Source organism: Streptococcus sp. 27098_8_91, from assembly GCF_041432385.1.
GTDB lineage: Bacteria > Bacillota > Bacilli > Lactobacillales > Streptococcaceae > Streptococcus.
This window is the reverse complement of record NZ_JAPVZN010000011.1, coordinates 42,365-52,045: the sequence shown is the minus strand read 5'-3', so window position 1 is coordinate 52,045 and position 9,681 is coordinate 42,365. Positions and strand designations below refer to the sequence as shown.

Below are 9,681 nucleotides of genomic sequence, written 5' to 3'. Positions count from 1 at the left end.
TTAAAAAGTAAGAACACTAGTTGTTCTTTTTTTAGTGCTCTTTTCTACCATTTGTCAAGTATATCAAGGGCCTTAAGTAAAAAAAGAGATAAGACAGTAGCTATTCTGAGGTTACTGTCTTATTTTTACCACTTATTGATCCATAAAAGGGCACGCTAAAAAACACCTCATCTGGTATTTTTTGAAACAAGGTGTTATAATAATACGGCATAGATGACCTTATCGATTTTGGGTCAAAGAGTAATCGTAAAGTTTGTTATGCGTAATGAGGTAATACATTGTTCGAATGAGACGATGTATAGAGGCAATCGCATGTGGCTTGGTTGAAGCTATTGTCGATTGTCTTTTTCGTTTCTCATAAAAGTCGGCGATATGGCAGGGATTGGTATGACTAGCTGAAGCGATGTTATGAATGCACTTGAACAAGATTTTTCTGGCATAGGGATTACCTCGTTTAGTAATGCGTTCCTTGGCGAGAAAGTTCCCAGATTCATAGTGTCTCAGGTCAATGCCAATAAAAGCGTTGATTTGATTGGTAGACTGAAAACGACGAATATCTCCCAATTCGCCAATGATAGATGTCGCTGTGGTTTCTGCGATGCCAGGAATTGATCGTAAGATGTCATACTCTGCTAAAGGCTGAGCTAGAGCTACCATGTCGTCTAAGACAATTTGTCTGTGCTCAGAAAGACGAAGCAATTCTTGAGCATAGTAACGAACCTCTTCAAGCATTGGGGAGATTTTCTTGACCGCACAAAAAGATTGTTTAGCGAGTTTTATAAGTTTATCAGTCAGGTAAGCAATACGCTTTTCAGAGATTCGTTTGGAGGTGGATTGACGGATAATCTTACACAATTCATTTTGAGATAGGTTTAATACAAACTCTTTGCATGGAAAAGCCATCACTAAATTCCAATATTGCTCTCCAGTTGGTGTGGATAAGAGATTTTCCAATTCAGGAAAGGTGACTTGTAAGACCTTGTGTAGACGGTTTTTAGCTCTAACAATGTCTTCTGTAAGATTTTGATAGAAACGGCTTAAATCACGCAGGTGTTGATAAACTTCTTCCTGCGCATAAGTTGGTTTACGATTGAGTATAAACTGAGAATGAGCCAACTTTTCAGCGTCAATTTTGTCTGTTTTACGAACTCGCAGACTGTCCAGTTGCTTCTTAGCTTCCAGAGGATTCAGCTGTGTATAAGCGTAGCCGTATTCTTCAAGAAAGGCTCGAAGACGCCGAGAATAGACACCAGTAGCTTCAAATATAATCTCAGGGTTATGAACAGTTTTCAAGTCATTCAAAAGACGATTGAAGCCAATGGCGTCATTGAGCATAGTGTATCCATGAATCTTTTCACCGTTGACTAAAATTGCCACCTCAGAACTTGCCTTACTCACATCAATCCCAAATACTGTACGCATGATATTACCTCTTTTGTCTTGAATAATTCCGTATTTTAGTGATTTTATTTTCAATACGCGACGTCTAGCGCCAAAGAGCCCTACGACTTTACAAGACACCTCTACTTTAACATAAAGAAAAAGTAGTGAGTACTCTCTCCCGTCGGAGATTTTCTCACTACTAATCTTAGTATGTTTGTCAACTGTAGTGAGTTGATGAAAAGCTAGAGTTCCACAACTGGGAATATCTAGCTTTTTTGTGGCTGAGAATTATTTTGTCGCAGACTCTTTTTAATTTTATAGGTAGAACTATCGGGCTATACAGAAAAAGCTTGATAAGTTTTATGAAACTAAGTATACTAGAAGGTAACAAGCGCTTTCAGCTAGTTGCTTTGGAGTTTATTTAGAAATTGAGAGGGAGTTATGGGGACTAGAAAATTTCGACTATTGATGTCCAAGTATGGTTTTAGCATTGCGATTATTCTGATAGAATTATTTGTAGTTTTTGCAGTCATTCTTTACATGAGCCAGATTGCTCCACTTGTTTGGGTTGCTCTTGTATTTCTTGTCAGCGTGGCGACTGTTTTAGCCATTGTCAATCGTTCTATGTCTCCTGAAAGCAAGGTGACGTGGTTGATTGTCACTTTTGTCCCTGTTTTTGGCCCCTTGCTTTATATCATGTTTGGTGAGCGTCGGTTATCAAAAAAGGAATTTAAACAATTACAGGAACTTCGTTCTATCACATCTCATGAAAAGCGCGAACATAGTCTTCATCAAGACATACAGAAAACTGATAAATCTGCCTACGGGATTATCAATGCCTTATTGCATATGGACAGTAATGCAGAAGTTTATGATCAGACAGACTCACAATTCTTTTCAAATGGTAAGGAAATGTGGCAGCAGATGCTGGAGGATTTGAAGAGGGCTGAAAAATTTATTTTTCTAGAATACTACATTGTCGAAGAAGGCTTGATGTGGGATAGTATGCTCGAAGTTCTAGAAGAAAAAGCTGCTCAGGGTGTTGAAGTTAAGATGCTCTACGACGATATCGGCTGTATGGTGACCCTGCCAGGTGATTATACAGTGCATCTCCGATCTCGAGGAATTGAGGCTCATAAGTTTAATAAGGTAATTCCTCGTATGACAGTGGCCTATAATAACCGAGATCACCGCAAAATTTTGGTCATTGATGGGCAGATTGCCTATACTGGTGGCGTCAATCTTGCGGATGAGTATATAAATCAGATTGAACGTTTTGGACATTGGAAAGATAGTGGGATTCGGATCGATGGTCCGGCGACTCAAGCCTTTACAAGACTATTTCTCATGAACTGGTACATCAACCGTGGAGAAATCAGTGATTTTGATCAGTATCATTTGGAAAATCAGACACGACTAGGTGGCGGGCTATGTATCCCATATGGAAGTGGACCAAAGCCTATCTATAGAATGAAGGTGGGTAAAATTGTCTATCAAAACCTGATTAATCAAGCGGAAGATTTTGTCTATATCACCACGCCTTATCTCATTATTGATTATGATTTGACAGAGGATATCAAAAATGCGGCTATGCGAGGCGTAGATGTGAGAATTATAACTCCATTTATCCCAGATAAAAAGCTCATACAGTTAGTAACTCGAGGTTCTTATCCTGATCTTTTGTCTGCTGGTGTACGTATCTACGAGTATACTCCTGGTTTTATCCATAGTAAGCAAATGATTGTTGATGATCGATTTGCGGTTGTTGGAACCATAAATCTTGATTATCGCAGCTTGGTTCACCACTATGAAAATGCAGTTTTATTATATGAAACACCATCGATTGTAGATATTCGTAAGGACTTTGAAGAAATTTTTGAAGAGTCGCAAGAAATTTTTCCTGGAACAATCAAGCCTACCTGGTATCAAACATTAATCAAAGAAGTAGTTCAATTATTCGCCCCTATGCTTTAATTGGAAGAATTAACTGAGAATAAATGATTAGAGGGAGAGGTGGAGAACCGCCTCTTTTTCTGTAAGCAGTTTCCTTGACATCTTGTTTATTTTGCGTTATCATATGTCCATATAATATATGGGAGTCTGTGTACAGTCTGAGAGGAAGTGTTAAACTTCGACCGCACCTGATCTGGGTAATGCCAGCGTAGGGAACGAATACTTGGCCTAATTTTGCACCTTTTTCATATATGAAAGAGGTTTTTCTTTTTTTACAAAGAAAAACTGTAACTTAGAAGGAGGTTTTTATGAAAGCAAGCATTGCTTTACAAGTCTTGCCCCTGTCACAAGGGATTGACCGCATAGCCCTTATTGATCAAGTTATTGCTTATCTGCAGGCTCAAGGAGTGTCCATGGTGGTGACACCTTTTGAAACAGTCCTAGAAGGAAACTTTGAGGAACTGATGCGTATTCTCAAAGAAGCTTTAGAAGTGGCAGGTCAAGGGGCAGATAATGTTTTTGCCAATGTCAAAATAAATGTAGGAGAGATTTTAAGTATTGATGAGAAACTTGAAAAGTATCATGAGACGGCATATTAGTCTGCTAGGATTTTTGGGTGTCTTATCTCTTTGGCAGGTGGCAGGTTTCTTAAAACTCCTACCAAAGTTTATCTTGCCGACACCACTTGAAATCCTCAAGTCTTTTGTTCGTGACAGAGAATTTCTTTGGTACCATAGTTGGGCAACCTTGAAAGTAGCCTTGTTAGGTCTAGTGTTAGGTGTCTTGATAGCCTGTATCATGGCCGTCCTTATGGATAGTCTGGGCTGGCTCAATGATCTGATTTATCCTATGATGGTGGTTGTCCAGACCATACCGACCATTGCCATAGCCCCTATCCTGGTTTTATGGTTAGGTTATGGAATCTTGCCCAAGATTGTCTTGATTATCTTGACGACAACCTTCCCTATTATCGTCAGTATTCTAGATGGATTTAGGCATTGTGACAAGGATATGCTGACCTTGTTTAGTCTGATGCGAGCCAATCCTTGGCAAATTCTCTGGCATTTTAAAATCCCTGTCAGCCTGCCTTACTTTTATGCAGGACTGAGGGTGAGTGTCTCCTACGCCTTTATCACAACAGTGGTATCTGAGTGGTTGGGAGGCTTTGAAGGACTAGGTGTCTACATGATTCAGTCTAAAAAACTGTTTCAGTATGATACCATGTTTGCGATTATTATTCTGGTATCGCTTATCAGCCTTCTGGGTATGAAGCTGGTCGATGTCAGTGAAAAATATGTGATTAAATGGAAACGTTCATAGAACAATAACGTTTGAGAAAAAGAAAAGAGGAAATAAAAATGAAGAAAACATGGAAAGTGTTTTTAACGATTGTAACAGCTCTTGTAGCTGTCGTGCTTGTGGCTTGTGGTCAAGGAACTGCTTCTAAGGACAATAAAGAAGCAGAACTCAAAAAAATTGATTTTATCCTAGACTGGACACCAAATACCAACCATACAGGGCTTTATGTAGCTAAAGAAAAAGGTTATTTCAAGGAAGCTGGAGTGGATGTTGATTTGAAATTGCCACCTGAAGAAAGCTCGTCAGACTTAGTTATCAATGGCAAGGCGCCATTTGCTATCTATTTCCAAGATTACATGGCTAAGAAATTGGAAAAAGGGGCAGGAATCACTGCCGTTGCCGCTATAGTTGAACACAATACATCAGGAATCATCTCTCGTAAGTCTGACAATGTTAGCAGTCCAAAAGACTTAGTTGGTAAGAAATACGGAACCTGGAATGACCCGACTGAGCTTGCTATGTTGAAAACCTTGGTAGAATCTCAAGGTGGAGACTTCGAGAAGGTTGAAAAAGTACCAAACAATGACTCAAACTCGATCACACCGATTGCCAACGGCGTTTTTGACTCTGCTTGGATTTATTATGGTTGGGATGGAATTCTTGCCAAATCTCAAGGTGTAGATGCCAACTTCATGTACTTAAAAGACTATGTAAAAGAGTTTGACTACTACTCACCAGTTATCATCGCTAACAACGATTATCTGAAAGACAATAAAGAAGAAGCTCGTAAAGTTATCCAAGCCATCAAAAAAGGCTACCAATATGCCATGGAGCACCCAGAAGAAGCTGCAGATATCCTCATCAAGAATGCACCTGAACTCAAGGATAAACGTGACTTTGTCATCGAATCTCAGAAATACTTGTCAAAAGAATACGCAAGCGACAAGGACAAATGGGGACAATTTGATGCTGACCGCTGGAATGCCTTCTACAAATGGGATAAAGAAAATGGTATCCTTAAAGAAGACTTGACAGACAAAGGCTTCACTAATGAATTTGTGAAATAATGACAGAAATTAGACTAGAACACGTCAGTTATGCCTATGGTCAGGAGAGGATTTTAGAGGATATCAATCTGAAAGTCACTTCAGGTGAAGTGGTTTCTATCCTAGGCCCAAGTGGTGTAGGAAAGACCACCCTCTTTAATCTGATCGCTGGGATTTTAGAAGTTCAGTCAGGGCGAATTGTCCTTGATGGTGAAGAAAATCCTAAGGGGCGCGTGAGTTATATGCTACAAAAGGATCTGCTCCTGGAGCACAAGACTGTGCTAGGAAATATCATCTTGCCCCTCTTGATCCAAAAGGTGGATAAGGCAGAAGCCATTGCCCGTGCAGATGAAATCCTTGCTACCTTTCAGTTGACGGCTGTACGGGACAAGTATCCTCATGAGCTTAGCGGCGGGATGCGCCAGCGTGTGGCCTTACTTCGCACTTACCTATTTGGGCATAAACTCTTTCTTCTCGACGAGGCCTTTAGTGCCTTGGATGAGATGACTAAGATGGAGCTTCATGACTGGTATCTTGATATTCATAAACAGCTAGGCCTGACGACACTCATCATTACGCATAGTATCGAGGAGGCCCTTAACCTTAGCGATCGTATCTATATCTTGAAAAATCGCCCTGGGCAGATTGTTTCAGAAATTAAACTAGATTGGTCTGAAGACGAGGACAAGGAAGTCCAAAAAATTGCTTATAAACGTCAAATCTTTGCAGAATTAGGCTTAGATAAGTAGAAAAATAGGGAGTTGGTGATGTTGAACTTTGCCAGCTCTTTTTTCTTTTAAAAATGAGAAAATTTCGGTATAATAGTCAAAGATAGTCAAGGTTTAAAGAGAGGTGGGTTTGTTATGAGACTTAAAAATACATCAGATCATATTGAGGCCTACATCAAGGCAATTTTAGATCAATCTGGTATTGTGGAGTTGCAACGGAGTCAGTTGGCAGATACTTTCCAGGTTGTTCCTAGTCAGATTAACTATGTGATTAAGACTCGTTTTACAGAAAGCAGGGGATACTTGGTTGAAAGTAAGCGTGGTGGTGGTGGCTACATTCGTATAGGACGGATCGAATTCTCCAACCACCATGAAATGCTCCGCGATTTACTGTATTCGGTGGGCGAAGAAGTCAGCCTAGTTATCTTTGAAGATGTTTTAAGACTCTTGTTTGAACAGGATTTAGTGACTCGTCAGGAGATGAATCTATTACTAGCGATGGCGACAGACCGGGTTTTAGGTGAGGATGCCAATCTTATCCGTGCCAATATGCTCCGACAGTTATTACAAGAGGTAGATAGAAAAGGAAAATAGAACTAAATGAAATATTCAAAAGCATTGAAAGAATGTATAGACAGTGCCTTTCTGGTCGCAAGTCATTTTGGAGCAGAATACCTAGAGTCTTGGCACCTATTGATTGCTATGGCCAATCATAGTTATAGTGTAGCTGGGGCAACTTTAAACGAATTTCCATATGAGATTGATCGTCTGGAGGAAGTTGCCGTAGAGCTGACTGAAACAAAGTATAGCGATAAGGAAAATTATCAGGAGTTGCCTTTTTCACACCGTTTGAAGGTATTGTTGTTGGAAGCAGAGCATGTAGCTTCTGTTGTGCATGCCAAGGTTTTAGGAACAGAGCACGTGCTTTATGCTATCTTACATGATGGCAATGCCTTGGCTACTCGTATTCTAGAAAAAGCGGGATTTTCTTACGAAGATCAGAAGGATCAGGTCAAGATTGCTGGACTTCGTCGTAGTCTTGAAGCGCGTGCTGGTTGGACTAGAGATGATTTGAAGGCCCTTCGTCAACGCCATCGTACGGTAGCGGACAAGCAAAATTCTATGGCTAATATGATGGGCATGCCTCAGACACCAAGTGGAGGTTTGGAAGATTATACGCATGATCTTACAGAGCAAGCTCGCTCAGGTAAATTGGAACCAGTCATCGGGCGTGACCAAGAAATCTCTCGTATGATTCAAATCTTGAGCCGTAAGACAAAAAATAATCCAGTCCTAGTTGGAGATGCAGGTGTCGGTAAAACAGCTCTAGCACTTGGTCTTGCGCAACGTATTGCCAACGGGGATGTACCTGATGAAATGGCTAAGATGCGAGTTTTAGAGCTTGATTTGATGAATGTGGTTGCGGGAACTCGTTTCCGTGGAGACTTTGAAGAACGTATGAACAATATCATCAAAGATATCGAGGAAGATGGCAAGGTCATCCTCTTTATCGATGAGCTTCATACCATTATGGGTTCAGGAAGTGGGATTGATTCGACCTTGGATGCAGCCAATATCCTGAAACCTGCCTTGGCACGTGGAACTCTGAGAACTGTCGGTGCGACTACTCAGGAAGAGTATCAAAAGCACATCGAAAAAGACGCAGCCCTTTCTCGTCGTTTTGCTAAAGTGATGATTGAGGAGCCAAGTTTAGCAGATAGTATGGCTATTTTGCAGGGCTTGAAAGCAACTTATGAGAAACACCACCATGTCCAAATTACAGACGATGCAGTCGAAACAGCTGTCAAAATGGCACATCGTTATTTGACGAGTCGTCATTTGCCAGACTCAGCAATCGATCTTTTGGATGAAGCGGCAGCAACAGTGCAAAATAAATCGAAACACGCTAAACAAGAAGAGTCAGGTTTAACACCAGCTGATAAGGCCTTGATGGATGGAAAATGGAAGCAAGCAGCTCAGCTCATTGCAAAAGAGCAGGAAGTACCTGTTTATAAAGATGTAGTAGAAGAATCTGATATTTTGACCACCTTGAGTCGCTTATCAGGAATTCCTGTGCAAAAATTAACCCAAACGGATGCCAAGAAGTATCTCAACCTTGAAGCTGAACTGCATAAACGTGTGATTGGACAGGAACAGGCTGTATCTAGTATCAGTCGTGCCATTCGCCGAAATCAATCAGGTATTCGCAATAACAAACGTCCAATTGGTTCCTTTATGTTCTTAGGGCCAACTGGTGTTGGTAAAACTGAATTGGCCAAGGCCTTGGCAGAAGTCCTCTTTGATGACGAATCTGCCCTTATTCGCTTTGATATGAGTGAGTACATGGAGAAATTTGCAGCTAGCCGTCTCAACGGAGCTCCTCCAGGTTATGTAGGTTACGAAGAAGGTGGAGAGTTGACCGAGAAGGTTCGCAATAAACCGTACTCAGTACTTCTCTTTGACGAGGTAGAAAAGGCGCACCCAGACATCTTTAATGTCCTCTTACAGGTTTTGGATGATGGTGTCTTGACGGACAGTAAAGGCCGTAAGGTTGATTTTTCAAATACCATTATCATCATGACGTCAAACCTTGGTGCGACAGCCCTTCGTGACGATAAGACAGTCGGCTTTGGAGCTAAGGACATTCGTTTTGACCAGGAAAATATGGAAAAACGTATGTTTGAAGAGCTGAAAAAGGCTTATCGTCCAGAGTTTATCAACCGTATTGATGAGAAGGTAGTCTTCCATAGCTTGTCAAGTCAAGATATGCAGGAAGTAGTTAAGATTATGGTCAAACCATTGATTGCAAGCCTGGCAGAAAAAGGAATTGACTTGAAACTCCAAGCATCTGCCCTTAAACTTCTAGCTCAGCAAGGCTATGATCCAGAGATGGGGGCTCGTCCACTTCGTAGAACCCTACAAACTGAAGTGGAAGACAAACTTGCAGAGCTTCTCCTTAAAGGTGAATTGGAAGCTGGTAAGACCCTGAAGATTGGTGTTAAAGCTGGTCAATTAAAATTTGAAATTGTTTAAAAATGTAAGGTTGGAACAGATTGTTTCAGCCTCTTTTTTTGGAAAGTTGTTACTCAAATAAGGATTTGGATTTTGCATTTAGTTTAAGGATTTCAAAACAGAATTCTCCTGATCAGGTTTTGCATATCAAGTAAAAAAATCTTATCATGTATCAACGTTTTTATAAAAAATAATAAAAAAGTGTTGACAAACAGAACAAGACATAGTATAATGCAAAATATAAAAAGTTATAAAAAGGT

8 protein-coding genes and 1 riboswitch are annotated in these 9,681 nt (G+C 40.5%); of the genes, 7 read left to right on the top strand and 1 reads right to left on the bottom strand.

What is annotated here, in order from left to right:
- Positions 1-219 precede the first annotated feature (219 nt).
- Positions 220-1,422, bottom strand: coding sequence for an IS110 family transposase (locus O3611_RS08925; RefSeq protein WP_371608418.1), 1,203 nt, complete (start codon positions 1,420-1,422; stop codon positions 220-222).
- Between the two features lie 402 nt (positions 1,423-1,824).
- On the opposite strand from O3611_RS08925, the gene cls reads away from it, so the two are divergent.
- The 7 genes from cls to O3611_RS08890 all read left to right on the top strand — a co-directional run bounded on the left by cls (position 1,825) and on the right by O3611_RS08890 (position 9,442).
- Positions 1,825-3,357, top strand: coding sequence for a cardiolipin synthase (gene cls / locus O3611_RS08920; RefSeq protein WP_153225250.1), 1,533 nt, complete (start codon positions 1,825-1,827; stop codon positions 3,355-3,357).
- Between the two features lie 108 nt (positions 3,358-3,465).
- Positions 3,466-3,568, top strand: a riboswitch (TPP riboswitch).
- Between the two features lie 76 nt (positions 3,569-3,644).
- On the top strand, positions 3,645-3,935 hold the full coding sequence (locus O3611_RS08915) for a thiamine-binding protein (RefSeq protein WP_153225251.1): 291 nt from the start codon (positions 3,645-3,647) through the stop codon (positions 3,933-3,935).
- Positions 3,898-4,656: an ABC transporter permease gene (locus O3611_RS08910; protein WP_194251833.1), complete on the top strand. Its 759-nt coding sequence runs from the start codon at positions 3,898-3,900 to the stop codon at positions 4,654-4,656. The genes O3611_RS08915 and O3611_RS08910 overlap by 38 nt, the downstream gene beginning before the upstream one ends.
- 38 nt (positions 4,657-4,694) lie before the next feature.
- Positions 4,695-5,702, top strand: coding sequence for an ABC transporter substrate-binding protein (locus tag O3611_RS08905; protein WP_153225253.1), 1,008 nt, complete (start codon positions 4,695-4,697; stop codon positions 5,700-5,702).
- Positions 5,702-6,430 carry an ABC transporter ATP-binding protein gene (locus O3611_RS08900; RefSeq protein ID WP_153225254.1) on the top strand — a complete coding sequence of 243 codons (729 nt, stop codon included), beginning with the start codon at positions 5,702-5,704 and terminating at the stop codon, positions 6,428-6,430. The genes O3611_RS08905 and O3611_RS08900 overlap by 1 nt, the downstream gene beginning before the upstream one ends.
- Positions 6,431-6,544: 114 nt before the next feature.
- Positions 6,545-7,003 carry a CtsR family transcriptional regulator gene (locus O3611_RS08895; protein WP_001237459.1) on the top strand — a complete coding sequence of 153 codons (459 nt, stop codon included), beginning with the start codon at positions 6,545-6,547 and terminating at the stop codon, positions 7,001-7,003.
- A gap of 6 nt (positions 7,004-7,009) precedes the next feature.
- The gene (locus O3611_RS08890) at positions 7,010-9,442 is read left to right on the top strand and encodes an ATP-dependent Clp protease ATP-binding subunit (protein ID WP_371608417.1); all 2,433 of its coding nucleotides are present in this window, start codon (positions 7,010-7,012) and stop codon (positions 9,440-9,442) included.
- Positions 9,443-9,681: the final 239 nt, after the last annotated feature.

Excerpts from the sequence above, each read along its gene's own strand:
- O3611_RS08905 (WP_153225253.1), top strand. The coding sequence starts at position 4,695 with ATGAAGAAAACATGGAAAGTGTTTTTAACGATTGTAACAGCTCTTGTA.
- O3611_RS08890 (WP_371608417.1), top strand. The coding sequence starts at position 7,010 with ATGAAATATTCAAAAGCATTGAAAGAATGTATAGACAGTGCCTTTCTG.
- cls (WP_153225250.1), top strand. The coding sequence starts at position 1,825 with ATGGGGACTAGAAAATTTCGACTATTGATGTCCAAGTATGGTTTTAGC.
- O3611_RS08910 (WP_194251833.1), top strand. The coding sequence starts at position 3,898 with ATGAGAAACTTGAAAAGTATCATGAGACGGCATATTAGTCTGCTAGGA.
- O3611_RS08915 (WP_153225251.1), top strand. The coding sequence starts at position 3,645 with ATGAAAGCAAGCATTGCTTTACAAGTCTTGCCCCTGTCACAAGGGATT.
- O3611_RS08895 (WP_001237459.1), top strand. The coding sequence starts at position 6,545 with ATGAGACTTAAAAATACATCAGATCATATTGAGGCCTACATCAAGGCA.
- O3611_RS08925 (WP_371608418.1), bottom strand. The coding sequence starts at position 1,422 with ATGCGTACAGTATTTGGGATTGATGTGAGTAAGGCAAGTTCTGAGGTG.
- O3611_RS08900 (WP_153225254.1), top strand. The coding sequence starts at position 5,702 with ATGACAGAAATTAGACTAGAACACGTCAGTTATGCCTATGGTCAGGAG.